Source organism: Pseudomonas sp. E45-MNA-CIBAN-0222 (assembly GCF_040310405.1).
Taxonomy (GTDB): Bacteria; Pseudomonadota; Gammaproteobacteria; order Pseudomonadales; family Pseudomonadaceae; genus Stutzerimonas; species Stutzerimonas stutzeri_AC.
Window position 1 is genome coordinate 329270 of record NZ_JBEOPU010000004.1, and the last position, 20611, is coordinate 349880.

15 protein-coding genes and 2 pseudogenes are annotated in these 20611 nt (G+C 56.1%); 15 read left to right on the forward strand and 2 right to left on the reverse strand.

What is annotated here, in order from left to right; genetic code table 11:
• Window positions 1-36: 36 nt before the first annotated feature.
• Genes AAEZ08_RS08660 through AAEZ08_RS08670 form a run of 3 tightly spaced genes read left to right on the forward strand, consistent with a single transcriptional unit; the run spans window position 37 to window position 6006 of the window.
• Window positions 37-2520: a tellurite resistance TerB family protein gene (locus AAEZ08_RS08660; protein ID WP_015275830.1), complete on the forward strand. Its 2484-nt coding sequence runs from the start codon at window positions 37-39 to the stop codon at window positions 2518-2520.
• Window positions 2517-3812, forward strand: a complete 1296-nt coding sequence (locus AAEZ08_RS08665; protein ID WP_057380856.1) for an ATP-binding protein — start codon at window positions 2517-2519, stop codon at window positions 3810-3812. Before AAEZ08_RS08660 ends, AAEZ08_RS08665 begins: the two co-directional genes overlap by 4 nt.
• Window positions 3787-6006, forward strand: coding sequence for a DEAD/DEAH box helicase (locus AAEZ08_RS08670; RefSeq protein ID WP_015275831.1), 2220 nt, complete (start codon window positions 3787-3789; stop codon window positions 6004-6006). Before AAEZ08_RS08665 ends, AAEZ08_RS08670 begins: the two co-directional genes overlap by 26 nt.
• Window positions 6007-6195: 189 nt before the next feature.
• Here the strand turns inward: AAEZ08_RS08670 and AAEZ08_RS08675 are convergent.
• Window positions 6196-7364 (reverse strand): annotated as a pseudogene (locus AAEZ08_RS08675) (IS3 family transposase); the annotation flags it as partial.
• A 509-nt stretch (window positions 7365-7873) separates the two neighbouring features.
• Between AAEZ08_RS08675 and AAEZ08_RS08680 the strand changes: the two are divergent.
• The 12 genes from AAEZ08_RS08680 (at window position 7874) to AAEZ08_RS08735 (ending at window position 20019) form a co-directional block, all read left to right on the forward strand.
• The gene (locus tag AAEZ08_RS08680) at window positions 7874-8788 is read left to right on the forward strand and encodes a nitrilase family protein (protein ID WP_079742370.1); all 915 of its coding nucleotides are present in this window, start codon (window positions 7874-7876) and stop codon (window positions 8786-8788) included.
• Entirely contained in the window at window positions 8785-9939 is a 1155-nt protein-coding gene (locus tag AAEZ08_RS08685; RefSeq protein WP_057380858.1) for a substrate-binding protein, read from the forward strand. Before AAEZ08_RS08680 ends, AAEZ08_RS08685 begins: the two co-directional genes overlap by 4 nt.
• Before the next feature lie 14 nt (window positions 9940-9953).
• Complete coding sequence (locus AAEZ08_RS08690) at window positions 9954-10790, forward strand: branched-chain amino acid ABC transporter permease (RefSeq protein ID WP_057380859.1); 837 nt, start codon at window positions 9954-9956, stop codon at window positions 10788-10790.
• A complete protein-coding gene (locus AAEZ08_RS08695) occupies window positions 10783-12576 on the forward strand; it encodes a branched-chain amino acid ABC transporter ATP-binding protein/permease (RefSeq protein ID WP_023092987.1) in 1794 nt (597 codons plus the stop codon). The genes AAEZ08_RS08690 and AAEZ08_RS08695 overlap by 8 nt, the downstream gene beginning before the upstream one ends.
• Window positions 12573-13280 (forward strand): ABC transporter ATP-binding protein, encoded by a 708-nt coding sequence (locus AAEZ08_RS08700; RefSeq protein ID WP_023092986.1) that lies wholly within the window; start codon window positions 12573-12575, stop codon window positions 13278-13280. Before AAEZ08_RS08695 ends, AAEZ08_RS08700 begins: the two co-directional genes overlap by 4 nt.
• Before the next feature lie 93 nt (window positions 13281-13373).
• Entirely contained in the window at window positions 13374-14063 is a 690-nt protein-coding gene (locus AAEZ08_RS08705; protein ID WP_057380860.1) for an urease subunit beta, read from the forward strand.
• Window positions 14064-14066: 3 nt separating this feature from the next.
• A complete protein-coding gene (gene ureC, locus AAEZ08_RS08710) occupies window positions 14067-15782 on the forward strand; it encodes an urease subunit alpha (protein ID WP_040119801.1) in 1716 nt (571 codons plus the stop codon).
• 13 nt (window positions 15783-15795) lie between these two features.
• The gene (gene ureG / locus AAEZ08_RS08715) at window positions 15796-16407 is read left to right on the forward strand and encodes an urease accessory protein UreG (protein ID WP_023092983.1); all 612 of its coding nucleotides are present in this window, start codon (window positions 15796-15798) and stop codon (window positions 16405-16407) included.
• The gene (locus tag AAEZ08_RS08720; RefSeq protein WP_023092982.1) at window positions 16407-17222 is read left to right on the forward strand and encodes an urease accessory protein UreD; all 816 of its coding nucleotides are present in this window, start codon (window positions 16407-16409) and stop codon (window positions 17220-17222) included. The genes ureG and AAEZ08_RS08720 overlap by 1 nt, the downstream gene beginning before the upstream one ends.
• Before the next feature lie 9 nt (window positions 17223-17231).
• Window positions 17232-17744, forward strand: a complete 513-nt coding sequence (locus tag AAEZ08_RS08725) for an urease accessory protein UreE (RefSeq protein ID WP_079742369.1) — start codon at window positions 17232-17234, stop codon at window positions 17742-17744.
• Complete coding sequence (locus AAEZ08_RS08730) at window positions 17650-18450, forward strand: urease accessory protein UreF (protein ID WP_199862411.1); 801 nt, start codon at window positions 17650-17652, stop codon at window positions 18448-18450. The genes AAEZ08_RS08725 and AAEZ08_RS08730 overlap by 95 nt, the downstream gene beginning before the upstream one ends.
• Before the next feature lie 24 nt (window positions 18451-18474).
• Window positions 18475-20019, forward strand: a complete 1545-nt coding sequence (locus tag AAEZ08_RS08735) for an ABC transporter substrate-binding protein (RefSeq protein WP_079742368.1) — start codon at window positions 18475-18477, stop codon at window positions 20017-20019.
• Window positions 20020-20188: 169 nt separating this feature from the next.
• Here AAEZ08_RS08735 and AAEZ08_RS08740 read toward each other — a convergent pair.
• Window positions 20189-20329: pseudogene (locus AAEZ08_RS08740) on the reverse strand (IS3 family transposase); the annotation flags it as partial.
• Window positions 20330-20611 lie beyond the last annotated feature (282 nt).

A 20611-nucleotide genomic window follows, 5' to 3' on the forward strand; every position in this document is an offset into this window, starting at 1 on the left:
TAAATGGCCAGCATGCTTGTATAGGGAGTCGAAGCGATGGCAGGGAAGCGTAAGCGCAGCAGCAAGTCTGGCGTATCTGGAGCGATGGTTCTGTGTGCCCTAGTGATTGGGGGGCTAGCTTCCGTTCCCAAGGGTGTTTGGGTTTTCTTGGGCGGAGCACTCATTGTCGGCATAGGCGGGTGGCTAGTAATAAAGGCCTTCAGCAAACCGTCAGTCATGTCTTCGGCAACAACTATGCGGCCACCTCAAGGGGGAACTCGTTCAAGTTCCTCGGACCTCGGCATAAGCACCGGCCTGACGTTTTCATTGGATGAGGTCTCGCCACTAAATGAGCCCTCTGCTCCTGCGCAAGTCTCGGCGTCGCCCCGGCAGGTTTCGGCAAAGCGAGACGACTCTGGCTTTTTTACCGTAACTTTGGAGGCCACTGAGCGGTCTTCCCACCGAATTCCGAGCGCGCCGGCGAACCTGAATAGTGCCAACGTGCGGTGGCTTTCTGCTGGCGAAAGCATCGAAGTGGCGGGCGAAAATATCCCAATTGGTCTGATCTACGTCGGCGAAGATAAAAACAGGCGCAATGGACCTTCGGAACCGTCACTGATCAACCCGAAACTGAAGGTCGCACGGGGCATCGTCGATATATCTGAGCGTCTCACCTCTTACTGGCCCAGTTACGACAGCATCTCTCCTGAGGCCCGCCGCGCATATTTGCAATGGCTATCCAGTGGTCGTAAGGCTCCGCATGCCAACATCGGCTACGTGTTCCTATTCTTCTACGGTCTTGAGCGTAGGGTTTTTGTCGACGCCAAGACGGATCAGGCTGCGGCGGGCGACATACCTATCATAATTGCCGAGGTAGAGCGGCTGCTCTCGATCTATGGCAAGAATAACTCCTTCAATAACTACGCCAGTCGCTTCGTAGACTTCCTCCGCCAAGGCCAAATACTCGCCAGGCGCTATCAAAAGGCGCCGCCGGCACCATTACCTTACGGCTACGAAATGCCTGTAGAGCTGCGTATTGGCCTGGGTCAGTTGGCGGCTGACAAGCAACCAATGCCGGCTGACTGGGCGTTGGCCTGGGTGCTGTCTGATCACAACGTCGGGAAGCGAACACCCGTAACCCGTTGTAAAGAAGCGTTCGCCCAGTTGTTCTGCATGCGCTACGAGGAACGTTATGGCGCCGGTATGGTGCTCCCTCAGAACAAGACCCGTCTGAGACTCCAATACAACACCGCTTCTGCGGGTCTACCACCCCAAGAACTGGATGGCCTATCCGGTATTCCTGACGTCACGGCGACTAGCGCAGCTCGGAAGAAGCTGCAGCAGTTGGTTGACGAATGCACGGTGCAGTTGGAGCCCTACAGTCGTTATCTCGGCCGCAACCCCGACACTCCTGATGCACTAGAAGGGCTGTTACAGTTGCCTGTAAACCTGTGGCCGCCAACAGCTCGAACAGCGCTCGCCGAGCTAAAGCAACGCATCGGCGACGGCATGGTGGTCATGAGCTTCGGTGAGCTGGCAGGACGACTGCAGTGTGCAGGTAGCCTGTCGCGAGAAAAGGTTCTGACGCTCGCCCGCGCGCTGGAGTCTTTACACATCGGTATCGAGCCGGATGTGCTGACAGGCAGCCGAACACCCAAGTCTGAGGACAATGTGGCGCTCTTTGCGACCCAGGCTGACGATGGTGATCTGCGGTCTTCGCCGGCTTATAGCGCCGCCTCTGTTACGTTGGACCTTGCTTGTGCTGTGGCTGCGGCCGATGGTGACACGTCGCCGCAGGAAATTATGCTGCTATCCCAGCATATAGACTCTTGGAGTCACCTGAGCGGTGCTCATCGGAAGCGCCTGAAGGCCCACCTGCGCCTGCAGCTTAACCAGCCACCAACCCTGCAGAGCCTGAAGAAGAAACTGGAGCCCCTGGCCGAGCCGGCGAAGAGGGTTGTGGCGGCTTTTCTCGCTCACTTGGCGCAGGTCGACGGCGAGGTTAGTCCCGCAGAGGTGAAGTTGCTGGAGCGCGTCTACAAGACCCTGCAGCTGGATCCGCAATCGCTGTACAGCGACCTTCATGTGGCCTCCAGTGGCAGCTCCGTTGGCTCATCGCAGACAACGCCTTCCATACCCGGAGCAAGTCCGTCCAAGCCCGTTGGCGGATTTGCTCTGGACCAGGAGCGCATCGCTCAGCTGCAGCGTGAAACGGAACAGGTATCTGCGCTGCTGGCTCAGGTTTTCGTTGACGACAAGCCTGCTGAGCCAGATGACGTAGTTGTGGAAGAGACTGTTGAGGATACTTCCTCCATTTGTGGCTTAGACGCCGATCACTCAGCCTTCCTGCGTGTACTCGTATCCCGTACCGAGTGGTCTCATGACGAGTTGGAGGCCGTTGCAAGCGATATGGAGCTCATGCTCGACGGAGCATTGGAGCAGATCAACGACATGGCATTTGAGCATTTCGATATGCCAGTCACCGAGGGGGAAGACCCCTTCGAAGTCAACCCTGACATTATGGACAAATTACCGCTATGAGCAGCATCAGAGCCAAGGACCGCGATGCGGTCATCCAGTCCCTGCGCGCCGGCGTCGTTCCCCGTGCAGGCCAGCACCTGATTCAAGTGGGGCGTGTCGGGGAGCTGGAAGCACTCATCCGTGATGTGGAGCGCCTCGCGGAAAGCGGTTCCGCGTTCCGCGTAGTGATCGGTGAGTATGGTGCAGGCAAGACATTCTTCCTCAACCTGGTTCGTTCTATCGCGATGGAGCGCAAGCTCGTCACCATGCATGCCGATCTGAACCCAGATCGTCGTCTCCATGCTACTGGTGGCCAGGCTCGCTCGCTGTATGCCGAATTGGCCAAGAATATGTCCACCCGAACTAAGCCTGATGGCGGCGCTCTGCAAGGAATAGTCGAGAAATTCGTGGCACAGGCCAAGACGGAAGCCAAAGCGTCCGGCAAAGACAGTGAGGCTGTGATTCGCGAGCATCTAGACCAACTGACAGAGATGGTCAACGGCTATGACTTTGCTGATGTAATCGCGGCCTATTGCAAAGGCTTCGAAGAGGGTAACGAGCAGCTCAAGGCCGATGCTATCCGCTGGTTGCGTGGCGAGTTCACTACCAAGACAGATGCCCGCACCGCACTGGGGGTGCGAACCATCGTCGACGATGCGTCGGTCTACGATCAGCTCAAGCTGCTTGCTCGATTTGTTCGGTTGGCCGGCTTTAGCGGGTTGATGGTATGTCTCGATGAGCTGGTGAACCTGTACAAACTTTCCAACACCCAAGCTCGTAACGCTAACTACGAGCAGATTCTTCGTATCCTCAATGACTCCCTGCAGGGCTCTGCTGAGGGGCTTGGTTTTGTGTTGGGCGGTACACCCGAATTTCTCATGGATACTCGCCGCGGCCTCTACAGCTATCCGGCGCTGCAGTCGCGTCTGGCTGAAAATAACTTCGCCAAGTCCGGGCTGGTAGATCTGTCCGGCCCTGTCATACGCCTCACTAGTCTGACACCTGAGGATTTCTACGTGCTGCTGCAGAAACTGCGTCATGTATACGCGGCAGGCGTGAACGAGCGCTATTTGCTACCCGACGAAGCATTGCCGCTGTTTATGGCCCACTGCAACCAGCGGATGGGTGAGGCCTACTTCCGTACCCCGCGGACGACCATTACCGCATTCATCAGCCTGCTAGCGGTGTTGGAGCAGAATCCTGACGCTGATTGGCGGACCCTGTTGGGTGCCGTGGAGATTGCACCGGATCGAGGCGGTGAGGTCGATATCCAAGTGGATGCGGACGATGAGCTTGCCACCTTCCAGCTCTGAATCGGTTGGCTTCGAACTCCTTGAACCGCGAATCCAGCGCTGGATATGGACCGAGGGCTGGACCTCCCTACGCGATGCCCAGGAGCGTGCTATCCCTGCGCTCTTGGGGGCCGACCAGGATGTCATCATCGCGGCGGCTACAGCTGCAGGCAAAACCGAAGCCGCGTTTCTGCCCATCCTTACCAATCTCCTGCAGGACACGGAAAAGCCTGGGGCGGTGCTTTACATCAGCCCGCTGAAGGCTCTCATCAATGACCAGTGGGATCGTTTGGCGAGGCTTTGCGATGAGCTTGAGCTTCCTGTCATTGCTTGGCATGGGGATATCTCAGCGAGCCGCAAACATCGCTTCCTCAAGTCCCCGGAAGGCATTCTGTTGATCACGCCGGAGTCGCTCGAAGCTCTGTTCGTGAACAAGGGAACCAGCCTAGCGGGATTGTTTGCCAACCTGCGGTACCTGGTGGTGGATGAGCTCCATGCCTTTATCGGCAGTGAGCGAGGCAAGCAGCTGCAGTCACTCATGCATCGTGTTGAAACAATCATTGATCGCCCCCTGCCCAGGGTTGGTCTTTCCGCCACGTTGGGCGACATGACGCTGGCTGCTGCCTTCTTGCGTCCCAATGCCCCTCATCATGTGTCGGTGATCGAATCCAAGGGTAGCGGCCAGATACTTAAGGCTCAGATCAGAGGGTATGTGGAGTCCAAGAAAGCGCTCCCGGTACAGCCTGAAGGTGACGATGTTTTTTCTCCGGACCATGCCATCGCAGAGCATCTCTTTCAGGTCCTACGCGGCAGCAATAACCTGATCTTCCCCAACAGTCGAACTCAGGTTGAGTGGTTCGCTGACAATCTGCGGCGCCGTTGCGAGCAGAATGGTGTACCGAACGAGTTCTGGCCGCATCACGGCAGTTTGGCGAAGGACATTCGAGAGGAAACCGAGAAAGCGCTGAAAGCCGGTGACCGGCCTGCCACCGCAGTCTGCACTACCACGCTGGAGCTTGGGGTCGATATCGGCAGCATCAAGACGGTAGTGCAGATCGGGGCTCCGCCATCGGTAGCTAGCTTGCGTCAACGCTTGGGGCGATCCGGACGCCGTCCGGGAGAGGCAGCCATTCTCCGAAGTTACTGTAAGGAGCGTCAGCTAGACGATGGCTCGCCCCTGTCGGATCGACTTCGCCAGGGTTTGCTGCAAAGCATCGCGATGATCCGGTTGTTGATGCAGGGCTGGTTCGAGCCTCCTCGTGTTCATGGTCTTCATTTATCGACGCTGGTACAGCAGTGCCTCTCGGTGATAGCCCAGCGGGGTGGAGCTACAGCTGCAGAGCTGTGGAGCACCTTGATACGCAGTGGTCCGTTCACTGGGGTGGAGCAGGGCAGCTTCCTCAGTTTGCTTCGTGCCCTCGGTGAGCGCGATTTGATAACCCAGGAAACATCGGGGCTCCTGCTGCCCGGCGTAGTGGGGGAACGCCTGATCAACCACTACGACTTCTACAGTGCATTTGTCAGTAATGAAGAGTTCCGCCTGGTATGCGATGGGAAACCACTTGGCGCATTGCCCGTCTCCAGGCCATTGACCGTCGATCAGCGAATCATCTTTGCTGGGCGCCGCTGGCGGGTGACGAGCGTGGACACTGAGGCCAAGGTCGTTGTCGTGAGATCCGATCCCGGTGGTGCTCCCCCGTCCTTTGACGGGCTTGGAGCCCGTGTACATGATCGGGTTCGGCAAGAGATGAGGAGCGTCTTGTTGGAGGCGGACGTCTACCCCTATCTTGATACTACGGCACAAGAGCTACTAGCTCAGGCACGTAGCGCTTTTTCGGACCTTGGACTGGCACATTCGAGCATGACCGAAAGCGGAGGTAAGACTTACCTTTTCAGCTGGCGAGGCGATTGGACAAACGATGCCCTAGCCATCTTGTTGACGCACACCGGACTAGCCAGTGAGAACAGCGGGTTTGTCATCGAGGTTGAGGGAGATCGGACGTCGCTTGAAAGCAAGCTGCGTGAGATCGCCGAGTGGGACGGTATTGATGAATCCGCTGTTCTGGCGGACGTACAGAACATGGCTCAAGAAAAATGGGATTGGGTGCTTCCGCCAGCATTACTCATGCAGTCTTACGCCACGATGCATTTGGACTTGGGTGGAGCAAAGGCCTTGGCATTGGCTCTAGTGAGCCAGCCTGCGGAGACGGCCTGAATCTAGCTTATTTGTGTGGTGCCTGCTTTGTTGAAAGCCGACTTTGGTTCATCTGCTGTAAACGAACCTAATTCCCGGTACGTCCAACGCGGCTAGAAGGGGGACGAGTAGCGCATTGGCTTGAGCTGGCTTCGGCGGGAAAGAATGGTCTCGATTTGCGAGAGCCTTACTAGGTCTGTAGTGGTCAATCCATCCCGGATAGTGGGTTAAGTTTTCCTCGGCCACCGCAGGTGGTAGCCCGTCGTTAAATTGATGCGGTCTGATCCAGTTGTAGCGGTGCATTAGGTAGTGGCTGATGTCTCGCTGGGCCTCTAGGGCTGTCAGATAACCTGTTGCCGGGATCCATTCTGACTTCAGGCTGCGGAACAGGCGCTCCATCGGCGAGTTGTCCCGTCAAAGCTTGCATCCACCCTGCGGGTCGCCCCATAGACACCTCGATCAAAGGTGTTGCGACGACCGGTTGAATCCGCCCTGGCTGCCCTGATCCGAATGAAACAGCACCTGTTGTGGCTGGCCGCGTTGTTCGTAGGCCATGTCGAGGGTCTTGATTACCAGCTCGGCATCCGGTTTGGCGGAGAACGCCCAGCCAACCACCCGACGCGTGTGCAGATCCAGCGCCGCGGCCAGATAATGCCAACGACCTTGCGCCCAAACGTAGGTGATGTCGCCGCACCACACTTGGTTCGGGCGCTGGACAGCGAAATCGCGGTTCAGTCAATTCGGGATATCCGGGCGCTCAACTGTTGCCTGCTTATATGCGTGCGAGCCCGGTTGCTTGCTGACGAGGCCCAGCTCACGCATCAACCGGCGCACACGGAAACGGCCGATCGTCATGCCTTCCTCGCGCAGCATGCCCAGGATGCTTCGGCTACCAGCTGAGCCTCGACTTTGGCTAAACAATTCGTTGACCCGACTACGCAGCGCAATACGACGAACATCGATACGGCGGCGGCGGCGGCGGCGAAGGCGATGGGTGTAATAGCACGACCGCGCTACATCGAAAGCTGAACTGACCACTTCTACCGGCTCCTGCTCACTTAACTGGTCTATCAGCGCGTACGATCGAATTCGTCCGACATCAAGAGAGCGGTAGCCTTTTTTAATATCGCTTTCTCCCGCTCCAGCCGGTTGATACTGGCTTCCAGCTCCTGAATCTTTTGCTGCTCGGGTGTCAGCGCTTTGCTCTTTGGGGTAACCCCCTGGCGCTCGTCTTGGAGTTGCTTAACCCAGCGGCGTAATGCCGAGTCCATGATGCCTAACGAACGGCAGGCCTCGATATGGCTATAGCCTTGATCCAGCACTAAGGCAGCTGCCTCGCGTTTGAACTCGGCGGAAAAAGTACGGCGTTGCTTGCTCATCGGACACCTCTTAATGGCGAGGATTTTCGCCTAAATCGGTGTCCGGAATCAGTAGACCACTACATCAATTCGACAACGGGCTGCCGCCTGCGGTGGCCGAAGACAAACTTAACCCACTTTCCGGGATTGGTTGACCACCACACAGGCCATGCAACTTTTGAGCGCAACCTTGCCGATCAATGTACCACTCCGGTGCGTCGCTTGACCTAAATCGGAGCGGCCACCGAGGAAGACGCAATCGAAAAAGCCTTTCGTTTCGCGTACTTTCGGTCGTTAAGGCCCCGAAATCAGGGATGTTTCATTCGCTTACCTGGGTGGCACGCCCGTTGCTTATGTCAGGATCGCGCAGCTATCGTTTTGATTCGTTTGATATATCGGTAGCGAAATATTCAGTGATCATCTGGGAAATTCAATTATCCCTTATGAGGCGGTAGCGGTAGCGGTAGCGGTTGTGTTTTGGTTTTGTAGTGCCCTATCTCGGCGCGCGACCGGTCGGAGGAGCTGATCTGGTGCTTAGTCCCCTTGGTCACTCTGGTCTCGACCAGAGCCCACAAAAGCTGAAAATTGCCTGCATCCAGTTTGAGCCAAAGTTTGGCGAGGTCGAGCACAACGTCACACGCAGCATCGACCTGATTGAGCAGGCTGCCGGCTACGGCGCTCGCTTGATAGTTTTGCCAGAGTTATGCAGCACCGGCTATATATTTCAGTCGCGGAAAGAAACTCTTACATTATCCGAGCGCGTGCCTGAAGGGCCTACTACTAATGCGTGGGTCGAAGCAGCTCGCCGGCTAGAAGTGACAATCGTCGCCGGGCTAGTAGAGCGCGACGGAAATTGTCTCTATAACAGCGCAGTTATCATCGACCCTTCAGGAGTGCTAGGGGTTTACCGCAAGCTTCACTTATGGGCAGATGAAAAGCTCTATTTCGAGCCGGGCGACCGTGGTCTACCCGTGTTCGATACTCTAGTGGGCCGGATCAGTGTCGTTATTTGTTATGACGGTTGGTTCCCCGAGATGTTTCGTCTGTCGGCTTGCCAAGGTGCAGAGATAGTATGTGTGCCAACCAACTGGGTGCCCATGCCAGAGCAACCGGCAGGCCACCCAATAATGGCAAACATTCTTCATATGGCCGCGGCTCACAGTAATTCGATAGTCATTGCATGCGCTGACAGGGTGGGCATCGAGCGTGGGCAACGATTCTTAGGGAATAGTGTAATCATCAATCGTTCAGGCTGGCCTGTAGCCGGGCCGTGCTCTGAAAGTGAAGAAAAGATCCTCATCGGGGAGGTGGATATGGACCCTAGGCGCGAACGCAGCTGGAGCAGTGTCAATCACCCGCTAACAGATAGACGAACAGATGTATACGGCGAGAATTTAGGCGCAGATATCCAGATTAACCTGACAAAGTTAGAGGCAGAGCAATGAAGATACGTGCACTTTTAATTGGTATCGGTCTATCGGTGGGAGCTTCAGCATATGCAGCCGACCCTATAAAAATAGGTATACCAGTAGGTCTAAGCGGCGCTAATAGCGTCGTTGCACCTTCGGTCGTCCAAGCCTCGGAGTTAGCTGTCGAGGAGATAAATACTCAAGGGGGAATCTTGGGGCGTCAGCTGCGGCTTGAAATTGCTGATGATGGATCAGGAGCCCAAGGCGCTCAGCGCGCCTATGACAGTCTCGTTTTTCAACGGAAAGTTGACGGCATCGTAGCAATGGAAACTACGGCTGCCAGAAATGCTGGCTTACCAATCGTCAATCGCGGCAGGGTCCCCCTCATCTATACATCATTTTACGAAGGGCGTTCATGCTCTCCTTGGATGTACATCAATGCCTGGGTGCCAGAGCAGCAGGTCGCCCCGGTTGTCGACCATTTTATGGGCGAGAACGAGGCCAAGAAGTTTTTCCTGATCGGCAGCGATTATGCCTTTGGTCGCGGCATGCTGCAGTACACTCGAGAGTACGTCGAGAGTAAGGGAGGCAGTGTGGTGGGCGAGGCGTACTTGCCGATGGATGGATCAGATTGGACCGCAATCATTTCTCAACTACGTTCGGCCAATCCGGACGCCTTGATTACGTCAACGGCCGGCGGCGCGCCAAACGTGACGCTCACCAGGCAGCTGCGCGCTGCAGGTATCTCGATCCCCTATGGTAACTACGCCCTCGATGAAGGCACAGCCAAAAGCATGGGGGATAACGCCGAGGGGATATACATTGTCGCATCTTACCTCTCAAGCCTAGAGACTGAAGCGAATAAAGCCTTCCTTGAGGCGATCGAGAAGAAGTTTGGAAGCAGCACCGAGACGCCGAACGAGTTGTCGGTGCCGCAGTACGAAGCCATATATGCGTACGCGGCGGCTGTCGAAAAGGCCGGTTCTACTGATTCTGCTGCTGTTATACAAGCGCTAGGGGAAGTGACAGTGGAAGGGCCCCGCGGCTCCGTCATCATGAATAAGCAACGTCATGCGTCGCTCAATATGTATTTGGGCCGCGTCGCTGCTGATGGTTCAGTTCAGCTCGTCAAATCGATCCCAAAAGTTGACCCGGGCGAACAGTGTCCGCAATTCGCTAACAAGTAACGGGAGACCACAACGTGGAGGCTTTAGCGTTTGACATTTTGACGACCGCCGCAATTTTGTTCGTGGTTTCGACGGGCCTCATGATCATCCTCGGTGTAATGAAACTCATCAATTTTGCTCATGGAGCATTTTTGACCACTGGCGGATACATAGCTTATCTTGTCGGCGCTGCTGGCCTCAACCCATGGCTCGCTGTCCCGGCGGCGGCCATCTTGGGGCTCTTGGCGGGGCTCGTGATTGAACGAACTATTATCAGACCGCTTTATCATCGGCCGTTGGATGCGATATTGGCCACATGGGGACTAGGCATTGTTATCGGGCAAGTATTTGCATTGACTTTCGGGCGGGGCGTGCAGTTCGCGCCCTCACCGATTCTAGGTACGATAGATGTTTTTGGAAGTGAATACTCTGGATATCGGCTGGCCATGCTAGCTATTGCCATAGTGTTGGCAGTTGCGCTTAGTGCTTTGTTGAGCTTCACCCGCTTCGGATTGAATGCACGTGCAGTCATTGCCAATGAACCGCTGGCTAGGGGCTTAGGTATAGATAGCGCGAATGTTCGATCCATAACTTTCGGCTTGGGTGCAGGACTAGCGTGCGCAGCCGGAGCGTTAATCACCCCATTGCTCTCGGTCGATCCAAACATGGGACTGCCTTGGTTGGTGAATAGCTTTATGCTAGTGATGATTTCGGGCGTTTCGTTTCCGAGCTTGTTGGTCGCTTCGCTGCTACTTGGAGGGTCGCAGGTCCTTGTCAGCACTTACATCAGTCCCATTCTCGGCGGCATGACTATCGTTGTTCTTGCTGCACTGATTCTGCGTTTAAAGCCGAAGGGGTTTAGCCGTGCCTGATAATCGCCTTTCTATGTCTTACACACATCGTGCTGCATTGATTGGGTGCCTTTCAGGCTTGGCCATTATCGCTGTAGCGCCGCTCTTCCTCGATGTCTATCTAACAAATATTTTGATCCGTACATTGTTTGTTGCGGCAGTGGTGATGACTGTCGACATACTTTGGGGGTATACGGGTGTTCTAACATTCGGTCAGTCGGCCTTTTTTGGCATTGGAGCTTATGCCTGCGGGCTGATCTTCACCCATTACGGATTCGGCCCTGGATGGGCACTTGCCGCGCTAGCTGTTGCGCTTGGCACGGCTGCAATCGTTGCTGCTGCTGTTGGATGGCTGGCTTTCTTTCATGGTTCATCGCCTCTGTATTCTTCCATAATAACGCTAGCATTGCCCATTGTGCTGACCCAGATAATATATTCAGGAGGCAGCTTTACGGGATCATCGAGCGGGCTTTCAGGATTCCCAACATATTACTGGGACTTGAAAGTTTGGTTCTGGATTGCAGGGGGCTTTTTGGTGCTCACGACTACGGCCGGCTGGCTTTTGGTGCGTAGCGATTTTGGTAGGGTCCTCATAGCCATACGTGAGAACGAAGAGCGTAGCGCCTATCTGGGTATCCCCGTCTCTCGCATCAAGACTATGTTGATGGTATTCGCCGGCATGGTGGCGTCTGTAGCGGGCTTCGGCTATGCGGCTTTCTCCAATGTTGTTGCTCCCGAAATGGCAGGATTTCAGCTGGGCACGGAGCTACTTATTTGGACCGCACTTGGCGGGAGGGCCACGTTACTGGGGCCGGTCTTCGCGGCGATCGGGATCGATACAATCTCCTCATGGCTATCCGGCGCTATGCCTTTTGTCTGGAAGCTTTTGACAGGCGTCGCTTTTGTTTTGGTCATTGTGCTCCTGCCCCGAGGGCTGGCGCCGTTGATAGGCGCATTATGGCGTAAGCTAAGGCCCAAGCATGTCCCGAAAACTCACGCTATCAGGCTTAACCCGGCGCCAGCGGGCCGGATGCTGCAAGCATCTTTCGGAGATGCGCCGCCCCTATGCCTGAGCCAAGTATCTCGTCGTTATGGGAGCTTACAGGTCCTGCGTGATGTGAACTTGGATGCGCACGGCACTGAGCTGCTAGGAATTATTGGACCCAACGGGGCTGGTAAGACGACATTGATGCGTTGCATTAGTGATGGCAACGAGCGCACCGGCGGTGCTGTTCGAGTCAACAACGTCGAAATAGCGCGGGGATCGCCCCAAGATATCGTTGGACTTGGGGTGGGACGCAGTTTCCAGAATACAAATCTATTCGACACTCTAACCGTCGGTGAATGCCTCCAGTTGGCTCGTTATCGAATCGATGGTGCAAAGTTGTTCGACAGGCGCGAAACCGTTTCGCTTCCCCAGCCAGCGCTAGACATTCTGAAGACCACGGGCCTCGATAAGATGCTAGCGGAGGAGACGCGCAACTTATCGCACGGAATGAAGCGGGGACTGGAATTGGCGATGGTGCTGGCAACTGAGCCGTCAGTACTCCTACTTGACGAGCCGACTGCAGGCTTGACCCGGCCTGAACGCATGGCCATCGGCGCGGTGCTCACGCGCCTGACGCAGGAATTCGGCTTGTGCATTATGCTTATAGAGCATGATCTCGACTTCGTGCGTGCTATCTGCAATCGAGTGGTCGTTTTGCATCAAGGTGCGATCTTGATGGAAGGGACTGTTGAAGAGGTAGTGGCGTCGGACTTGGTTAAAGCTGCCTATACAGGCCTACAAAAGGAGGCGGTAGCATGAACCAAGAGCTTCTGAGCGTCGAGGGGCTCACCAGTGGTTACGGCACAGCTGCTGTACTGCGAAACATTTCACTGAGCGTTTCCAAGGGCGAGATAGTCGTTGTGCTAGGAAAGAACGGTATGGGTAAGTCCACCCTGCTGAAAACAATCATGGGCTTCGTAAGTCCGTTCAGCGGTACTGTCTCGCTGGACGGGGATGATGTTACGAACATCCGACCGCACATGATGGCACGCTCCGGTGTGGCTCATACCCCCCAAGAGCACACGCTTTTTCCCGATCTGACGGTCGAAGAGAATCTCCGGCTGGGCGTAGCTTCGAACCGGCTTTTCCACGAGCGCCTGCCTTCTCTCGAAACCCTTTTCCCCCGAATGCTCGAGCGCCTAAAACAGCGGGCCGGAACGTTGTCTGGGGGCGAGCAAAAGATGCTGTTGATGTCGCGTGGCCTAATCGCCCAGCCAAAGTTGATGCTTATTGACGAAGTCAGTGAAGGGTTGCAGCCTGCGATGGTCGACCGCATGGGCGAGGTCCTTATCCGAGCACGGGATGAGCTGGGCATTGCGGTCTTGCTTGTGGAGCAGAACCTCGACTTTGCGCTGTCGGTCGCTAATCGCTTTATGGTGCTCAAGCTCGGCGAGATTGTAGAACAAGGGGACGTTGAGGATGTTGTCTCGACCCAAACTCTCTCGAATCACCTGGCCGTTTGACCGGCATTCGCGACGGACCATGTGGTTATGGTTCCAAAACGGCCACTACGGTGTTAAAGGCGCAAGCAGGCCGACCAAGACAGGAAGAGAATGATGCGTTTACTGCCCCGTGAGGTGGATCGACTTCTTTTGCGCCAGGCTGCTGAACTGGCGCGATCGCGCCAGGCGCGCGGCCTTTTACTCAGCGAGCCCGAGGCACGCGCGATTATTGCGGATACCGTCTGCGAAGGTGCGCGCGGAGGAGGTACGGTTACCGAGATGGTCTCGATCGCGTCCGGGCTGTTGACTGAAGACGACGTGATGGAAGGGGTATCAGAGCGCCTCGATGCAGTCATGGTCGAGGGTTTCTTCCCGGACGGTCAAAAGCTGGTTTGCATACACGACCCCATCGGCCCAGGCAAATCCACTGTCGCTGGCGCGCCTCACCGGCCCCGCTGGCGCCTGGGTGAGCAGCCGGTGATAATCAATACGGATCGGCCAACGGTGACCTTGCGTGTCCAAAGCACCGCGGACCGGCCCATTCAGCTTGGATCGCACTATCACTTCTTCGAGGTCAATCCAGCCCTGCGCTTCGATCGTGCCGCCGCCTACGGGTTCCGGCTCGACGTCCCAGCTGCAACCACGGTGCGCTTCGAGCCGGGAGACACCCGCCTGGTTGACTTGGTGGCTATTGGGGGAGCCCGAGTTGTATATGGTCTGGCAGGCCTAGTGAACGGGGCCTTGGATGACCCAACAGTGCGCTCTGCCGCGATGATCCGTTTGGAATATTTTTTACAGGAGTAGGGTATGGCTCAGTCTATTGAGCGCTCTAGATATGTATCACTGTACGGTCCTACGGAAGGAGACTGCGTACGGCTAGGCGACACTGGCCTTTGGGCGAAGGTGGAGCGCGATTTCTGTGTAGGGGGCGATGAGTTAGTCTTTGGCGCGGGCAAGACGGTACGAGGGGGCACCGGTTGTGACGGTGTGCTGACCGCTGCCGACGGCATTTTGGACCTGATCATAACCAACGCTCTGATCATCGACGCCGTTGCGGGCATCATCAAGGCCGACATCGGCATTAAGAATGGCCGGATCGTAGGAATCGGCAAGGCTGGCGACCCCAATCTTATGGATGGCGTAACGCCAGGGCTCACGGTGGGCGTGAACACGGATATCCGGGCCGCGGAAGGACATATCGTTACGGCGGGCGGAATCGACTGCCACGTGCATTTTATTGATCCGGGACAGGTGGATGAAGCTCTTTCGGCGGGGTTCACCACGCTGATGGGAGGAGGGCTCGGACCCACTACGGTTCCCATTGCGTCGACAGGCACAACTAACCTGGGGCTAATGCTCCAAGCAGCTGAGGCCTTTCCGATAAACTTCGGTTTCATTGCAAAAGCGGCCTCGCATGCCGTCGAGCCTCTGCTCGAACAGCTTGCTGCAGGCGCAGCGGGTTTGAAAATCCATGAGGATTGGGGCGCGACTCCGGCCATCATCGATGCCGCCTTGAAGGCCGCGGAGATCGGCGGTGGGCAGATCCACTTGCACGCAGACACGCTGAACGAATCAGGATTTGTAGAGCACACTCTGCGCGCCATGGCCGGACGGTGCATTCACGCCTATCACGTCGAGGGCGCCGGGGGTGGGCACGCGCCAGACATCATCCGCATGTGCGGCATATCGAATGTACTGCCCTCATCTACGAACCCTACGAATCCATTCACCATCAACACGTTTGATGAACATTTCGACATGGCGATGACGAGCCATCATCTCAATCCACGTTTGCCTGAGGACGTGGCGTTTGCGGAAAGTCGGATTCGAAAAGAAACCATTGGCGCCGAAGACGTTCTGCACGACATGGGAGCGATCAGCGCGATCGGTTCCGACAGCCAGGGGATGGGGCGCATCGGTGAAACCATCGCTCGCTGTTGGCAGCTTGCTGACACCATGCGCGAGTTACGGGGCGCTTTGCCCGAGGATAGCGGCAGCGGTGCGGACAATTTCCGAATTCGTCGCTATATCGCCAAATATACTACCAATCCTGCCCTTATGTTCGGCATCGCAGATGAAGTGGGCTCGATTGAGCCTGGAAAGCTCGCAGACCTTATTTTTTGGAAGCCGGACAGCTTTGGCATCAAACCGGAACTAGTATTGAAATCTGGCTTCCCTGTCTGGGCTCCCTTGGGCGAGGCTAACGCTTCTCTTATGACCTGCGAACCTGTGCGTTATCGCCCGATGTGGGGGTACTTTGGTCGCGCTCCGCAGTCACTCGGCGTGCGTTTTGTCTCTCCATCTGCCATCGCAGCCGGGGTGGCCCAACGACTCGATTTGAAAGCTACCTTGCGTCCAGTGGCCGACACGCGCCGTCTCACTAAACGCGATATGGTGCTGAATGATGTGTTACCTAAAATTGACGTCGACCCTGAAAACTTTCGGGTTTACATCGATGGACAGGCCATCGACAGCCCTCCCACATCGCAGGTCTCTCTCGGCCAATCATATATGTTGAAATAAGGAGTGCAAACCTTTGACTGCAGTGCGTTTAGGTTTCGGAGGGCCGGTAGGCAGTGGCAAGACGCGCCTGGTCGAGCGATTGCTCCCCTTGTTCGCCGCGCGAGGAATCTCTGTCGCCGTGATCACTAATGATCTGGTTACTCACGAGGACGCAGAACGTGTTCAGCGCTCCGGCCTCATCGATCCTGAGCGTGTTCTTGGGGTTGAAAGCGGGGCTTGCCCGCATACTGCTATCCGCGAGGACCCTTCGGTAAATCTTGAGGCAGCAGCTTGGCTGGAGCAGCGCTTTCAGCCTGACGTGATTCTCATCGAAAGCGGGGGAGATAATCTAGCCGCTACATTTTCTAGCGAGCTCGTGGACTGGTGGGCTTTCGTCATTGATGTTGCCGGCGGAGACGACATTCCTCGGAAGAATGGGTTAGGCCTGTTAAGGGCAGACCTGCTAGTCGTCAATAAGATTGATTTGGCACCTCATGTCGATGTCGATATGACGCGCTTCAGAGCGGACGTAGCCGCAGCACGTTCCGATCGCGCTTCAGTATTTACCGATCTGCGAAAAGGCGAGGGTGTGCAGCTCGTTTTTGAACAAATTGTCCATAGCGCGCTGTTTGGGCGGAAACCCTGATGGGCGACGGAGTGCTGTCGTTGCGCTTTGCTCGCGATCGACATGGTCGAACGCGACTTGCTGCACGACAACAGCGCTACCCGTTGACGACTACCGCCGTTTTGCCCATGGAGTCAGAATCTGGTGCGCTAATATACGTGCAAAACGCGGCAGGATCAGTGTTTGGCGGTGATCGCCTGCATGTTGCCGTACACCTTGAGGCTAGCGCTGAACTTTGTCTCTCAACACCGTCCGCAACACGCCTGCAAGGTGAAGCGCTATCGATACAGACGACCATGATCGAGCTGAGCGAAGGAGCCTTCTTCGAGTACATCCCGGATATGATAATCCCGCATGCGCAAGCGGAACACAGGCAGCACACATGTATTGCACTGGCAAACGGAGCCGAGGCCATTTTCATGGAGAGTTTCGCGGCTGGCCGGGTGGCGAGAGGCGAGGAGCACCTTTATCGAAGCTTCTCGACGCGCCTTCAAGTCAGTTTTAGCGCACGCCCTGTGCTTGTTGACGCTTCGAGTTTCCGTCCTGGGGAGGCGAGTCCGGCCTTAGAGGGGGCGTTAGCGTCGAGTGGTTTTGTTGGGACCATATTCGCGTTGTCCCAACAGGGCGACCATGAGGAATTGGCGACTCTTATCAGTCGACGGTTGGCGTCCTTACCGGGTGTGTATGGTGGTGCAGCTGCGTTAGCCTCAGGCTATGGTGCGGTGGGACGTTTTCTAGCTGACGATGCGCCAAATCTTCGGATGGCGACGCAGGTGGCTTGGGATGTCGCCCGTCGCCACATGCGCGGCCGTCCCGCTCCACTACTAAGAAAATGAAGAGGGATAATGCTTTTAGTAAATAATATTCTGGGCCACGTCAACGACCAGGATTTTTCCGGTCGTCAGACGGACCGTGTATGGATTGCGTCGGCCGACGCGGGTCGCCGCCGGTTACGCACTTGCAGCGAGGGGGGCGTAGATCTAGGCATCGAGCTGCCCCGTGTGAGCTGGATGTTTGACGGCGCAGTTCTGCATGATGATGGGATGTGTATATTGGTCGTCTCCCGCCGCCCCGAACTGGTAATGGTAATCTCGCTCAACGAGCTGGGCCCTGAGGCGGTGTTCCGGATTGGCCACGCTCTTGGGAACCGTCACAGTCCTGCGGAGCTACACGGTAATGAGATCCTTGTACCGGTGACCGATACGCCTGATCTTGTTGCGAGATCGGTCCAGGCCCTCGGATTGCCTGAGCTAACGATACGCTTTGAAGAAAGACCTTTTGCGGCTGCAAGACCTCCAAATGGTGTGGGGGCTGCACACGAGCACCATCACCCCGTCGCTAATTCTGACGATGCTTGAAGGCAACCTAGCCGTGCGCGCTGGCCCATTGTTGTCCCTTATGCAACTTGCCGACTCCGCGCTGCCGATAGGCAGGCACGCCCATGCGTTCGGCCTTGAGCGAATGCTTCGGGATAAGCGCGTGACCACGCCAGACGCGCTCCGTGAAATGATCGTCTCGGCCTTGATTCATGGCAGCGCCCGCGCAGACGGTGCGGGGACCGCGTTGGCTCATACGGCATTTGTGGATCGGAACTTAGAGGATCTGAAAGCAGTAGATGCGCGGCTTGACCTACTGAAGTTGACGGCTCCAGCACAGGTGGCCTCACGTCGCTGTGGAAGTCGCCTAGCGGTGTTAGCACCGTCACTTCATGCAGACCCGATGTTGGCGGAATACGCTACCGCGGTGGCGGGCAAGGTTACGCCGGGTCATCTAGCGGTCATATCAGGAGCCCTGGCGGCGGCAATGGGGGTTAGCCGTGAGAATGCTGTGCTAGCTGAGCTGAGAGGTGTGGCTACGATGATTCTTTCGGCAGCCGTTCGCCTGGATGTGCTTTCGGCCACGGCGGCCCAAGGAATGATGGTAGCTCTTTCCACGCAAATTATCGCAGCGGCAGAGATCGCGCTTGTAACTCGCCCGGATGAGATGGAAGGTGGCGCCGCTGTGGGGCTAGACATAGCAGCTATGCGCCACGCTCGTGAGCACGGTCGGCTATTTGCAACTTGACAATGCTAATTAGGACGCACCCATATGAATGAAGACAAGATTTTGCGCGTTGCGCTTGACTGGGCTGTGGACGAGGTCGATCCGCCCCGATCATTCGGGGGTTGGAATACAGGCCGCGTGGTTCATCAAACACATGAAAGCCTGTTTGAAGATGACTTCGGAGAGTTACCCGCTTCGGACGGCGCGCCCACCAGCCTCGTTCCGCGACTAGCGACCCATTGCATAACGTCACCAGACGCCCGTCGTTATACTTTTCGAATCAGAGAAGGGGTTCGTTTTCATGATGGGTGTCCACTCGACGCGGAGGCTGTAGTTATCAACTACGAGAGAATGTGTTGCGCAACCTCGCCCTTTTTCTCTCCGGTTGTTGCGGACTTCAATCGCATGGGCGTTGGCCTCATTGAAAAAGTTCGCGCTTTAGACTCGATGACCGTAGAGTTCAAGTTTTCCGAGCCGTTTCCTGAATTTCTGCGTTACATGACCCAAGAAGACGCACCCGGTGCTCAGTCGCTGATTAGTCCGGCGGCCATTCGCAAACTCGGTCCTGATGGTTGTGCCGACAAAGCTCCTGGTACCGGTGCGTTCCGGTTTCATTCTCGTTTTGAGACGGATGGAGGGTCTGCGGTAGAGCTGCGGCGGAACGATGACTACTGGGCCGGCCCGCCACAGATAGAAGGGATCCGGTTCCTACCTTTTCCTGACCTCAAGGCTCGCGTCCGGGCATTGGTTGAGGGGAAGGTGGATGTCGCCTATAGCTTAGAGGGCGCTGACCTTGAGGAACTGGCGGCGCTAGGGTTCACCGTGCCCTCATTTAACCCACCATATCTCTGGTATTTGGTATTTAACTTGCGCGATCCGCTTATCGCAGATTTGCGCGTTCGCCAGGCAATTGCGTACGCTATTGATAGAGAGGCATTATGCGCTGAGTTATTTCCGGGGGCGGCTGTTCCGGCGCATAGTGCGCTATCTCCAGGCTCCCCTGCTCATGACCCGCATGCAGCAAATCGCTATGGCTACAATCCCGAGCGGGCAAGGGAGCTCTTGGCCGAGGCAGGGGCAAGCGATGGGTTGGTTTTGGATGTCATTGCGGCGCAAGCGGGGTCTGCGCAGCTCGATCCAGGGGCCATTTATCAGCGGCTCGCGCTCGATCTAGCCAAGGTTGGCATTCGCTTAAATGTAACGCTGCATCCGGATTGGGTAGCTTACTGCAACCAGTGGCGTGAGGGGGCGCCGTCTGGCATTGCGTTCAGTGAAATGAGTTGGGGGATGTCGTGCGATCTTTGGCTATCACAGATCCTACATGGGGCAAATCAGTCTCCCCGAGGTTTTAACGCTGGGTATAACAACGACCCTCATCTCGACGGATTTTTAGATCTCGCTCGCGCTACGCTTGACTCGTCGGAAAGAACCGCGCTATACCAAGCAGCAGACGCAAGGGTCATGGAATCGCTCCCGATTCTTCCCCTGTTCACGTCCCGTCGAGGTATGATCGCGTTTTCGCCCAGGGTAAAGGGGCTCACCGTCGTAAACCAATGTTGGCAAGACTTCCGAAGAGTTAGGCTCGAATGATCGATTCGTTCCCATGATCAAACAAGAGTCGGCGAGCGAGCTTCTGGAACAATGCCTGCGGAGAGGCCTTTCCGCAGTTTTCAGGCAAGCCTATTCCAAGCTGCACCTTGATATGCATAGAGGTGCAGCGGCACCATAGTTCTTACCTAAGCTCAGACTTTTGAAGTGGTTAACCCATCCCGGACAGTGGGTTAAGTTCCTCTTCGGCTACCGCTGGAGGTAGCCCATCGTTGAATTGATGGGGTCTAATCCAGTTGTAGCGGTGCATCAGCTAGTGGCTGATATCCCGCTGAGCTTCCTGTGCCGTCAGACTGCATGTCCGGAAAGTCAATCGAGCCGGACACATCCTCAGTGAAAATCGTACGTCGTTGCTTGCTCATCAGACGCTTCTCTAACGGCGAGATTTTCGCCTAAATCGGTGTCCGGGATCAGTAGACCACGACAATCAGCACCATCTCTGTGAATCGCCCCGGATTTCCTAGACACTTTCCAAGCTCAGTAAATGTCGCTTCTCAGTAAGCGAACGGGCATTACACCTTGCCGGCGGATACCCAGTTGTGCGGCAGCAGCTCGACCAGAGCGCTGGCCTTCT

Excerpts from the sequence above, each read along its gene's own strand:
- AAEZ08_RS08660 (WP_015275830.1), top strand. The coding sequence starts at position 37 with ATGGCAGGGAAGCGTAAGCGCAGCAGCAAGTCTGGCGTATCTGGAGCG.
- AAEZ08_RS08665 (WP_057380856.1), top strand. The coding sequence starts at position 2,517 with ATGAGCAGCATCAGAGCCAAGGACCGCGATGCGGTCATCCAGTCCCTG.
- AAEZ08_RS08670 (WP_015275831.1), top strand. The coding sequence starts at position 3,787 with ATGAGCTTGCCACCTTCCAGCTCTGAATCGGTTGGCTTCGAACTCCTT.
- AAEZ08_RS08685 (WP_057380858.1), top strand. The coding sequence starts at position 8,785 with ATGAAGATACGTGCACTTTTAATTGGTATCGGTCTATCGGTGGGAGCT.
- AAEZ08_RS08700 (WP_023092986.1), top strand. The coding sequence starts at position 12,573 with ATGAACCAAGAGCTTCTGAGCGTCGAGGGGCTCACCAGTGGTTACGGC.
- AAEZ08_RS08705 (WP_057380860.1), top strand. The coding sequence starts at position 13,374 with ATGCGTTTACTGCCCCGTGAGGTGGATCGACTTCTTTTGCGCCAGGCT.
- ureC (WP_040119801.1), top strand. The coding sequence starts at position 14,067 with ATGGCTCAGTCTATTGAGCGCTCTAGATATGTATCACTGTACGGTCCT.
- AAEZ08_RS08720 (WP_023092982.1), top strand. The coding sequence starts at position 16,407 with ATGGGCGACGGAGTGCTGTCGTTGCGCTTTGCTCGCGATCGACATGGT.
- AAEZ08_RS08725 (WP_079742369.1), top strand. The coding sequence starts at position 17,232 with ATGCTTTTAGTAAATAATATTCTGGGCCACGTCAACGACCAGGATTTT.
- AAEZ08_RS08735 (WP_079742368.1), top strand. The coding sequence starts at position 18,475 with ATGAATGAAGACAAGATTTTGCGCGTTGCGCTTGACTGGGCTGTGGAC.